The 1342-nt window shown below is 59.0% G+C and carries 2 protein-coding genes; both read right to left on the bottom strand.

The annotated features are described in order from the left end of the window. On the bottom strand, positions 1-1122 hold a 1122-nt coding region (gene tssC, locus ACIPZE_RS28975), incomplete at its 3' end, for a type VI secretion system contractile sheath large subunit (RefSeq protein WP_400776865.1). 25 nt (positions 1123-1147) lie between these two features. Further along, on the bottom strand, positions 1148-1342 hold a 195-nt coding region (locus tag ACIPZE_RS28970), incomplete at its 5' end, for a type VI secretion system contractile sheath small subunit (protein WP_400776863.1).

Below are 1342 nucleotides of genomic sequence, written 5' to 3'. Positions count from 1 at the left end.
TTCTGCGCTGATGCCGAAGAACTTCGGCTTCTGCACCGAGCTTGCGGAGAAGAACGCCGCGTTGTCGGAGCCTTTACGCATGGTCAGGGAAATGAAGCCTTCCTCGGCCAGTTCGTATTCACGACGGTCGGAAACCAGAACTTCAGTAGGAATCTTGGTTTCGATTTCGCCCATGCTTTCGAAGTGGTGCAACGGCAGATCTTCAACCGCGCCACCACTCTGCGGGCCGATAATGTTCGGGCACCAGCGGAATTTGGCGAAGCTGTCGGTCAGCTTGGTGCCGAACGCGTAAGCAGTGTTGCCCCACAGGTAATGCTCGTGGCTGTTGGCAACGGTTTCCTTGTACACGAACGATTTGACCGGGTTTTCTTCCGGATCGTACGGGTTACGAAGCAGGAAACGCGGCACGGTCAGGCCAACGTAGCGGGAGTCTTCCGAGGTACGGAAGCTCTGCCATTTGGCGAATTGCGGGCCTTCGAAGTGGTCTTTCAGATCTTTCAGATCCGGCAGGCCGGTGAAGCTTTCCAGACCGAAGAACTTCGGACCGGCAGCAGCGATGAACGGCGCGTGGGACATGCACGAAACGCTGGCCACGTACTGCATCAGCTTGACGTCTGGCGAGCTCGGCGACATGTAGTAGTTAGCGATGATCGCGCCCACAGGCTGACCACCGAACTGGCCGTATTCAGCGGTGTAGATGTGCTTGTACAGGCCCGACTGCATGACTTCCGGCGAATCTTCGAAATCGTCCAGCAGGTCTTCTTTGGAGACGTTGAGGATTTCGATCTTGATGTTTTCGCGGAAGTTGGTGCGGTCGACCAGCAACTGCAGACCACGCCACGACGATTCCAGAGCCTGGAATTCCGGGTGGTGCAGGATCTCGTCCATCTGACGGCTGAGCTTGGCATCGATCTCGGCGATCATGCGGTCAACCATGGCTTTCTTGACCGGCTCACCGTTGTTCTGCGGCTTGAGCAGTTCTTCGATGAACGCCGACACACCGCGCTTGGCGATGTCGTAGGCTTCGTCGTCCGGGGTCAGACGGGTTTCGGCGATGATGCTGTCGAGAATGCTGTACTCGCCGTTGCCGGCGCTCTTCTCTTGTGCTGCGCTAGTGCTCATTGTGTTGGCTTCCTTGGCTGGAGTCTCAGGCGTCCGTGGCTGCGGCGTTCAGGCCCAGCTCACCGAGTACGCGACCGCGGGATTCGTCGTCGGCGAGCACGCCTTCGATGGCTTTACGGAACGCAGGTGCGTTACCCAGCGGGCCTTTGAGGGCCCCCAGCGCCTCGCGCAGTTCCATCAGTGGTGTCAGCGCAGGCGCGTGCTCGACCCGGCTGGCCGG

The organism is Pseudomonas sp. NPDC089741 (assembly GCF_044748825.1).
In the GTDB taxonomy this organism is placed as follows: Bacteria; Pseudomonadota; Gammaproteobacteria; order Pseudomonadales; family Pseudomonadaceae; genus Aquipseudomonas; species Aquipseudomonas helmanticensis.
Note: the sequence above shows the minus strand (reverse complement) of the source record. Positions and strands in the feature narration are given on the sequence as shown.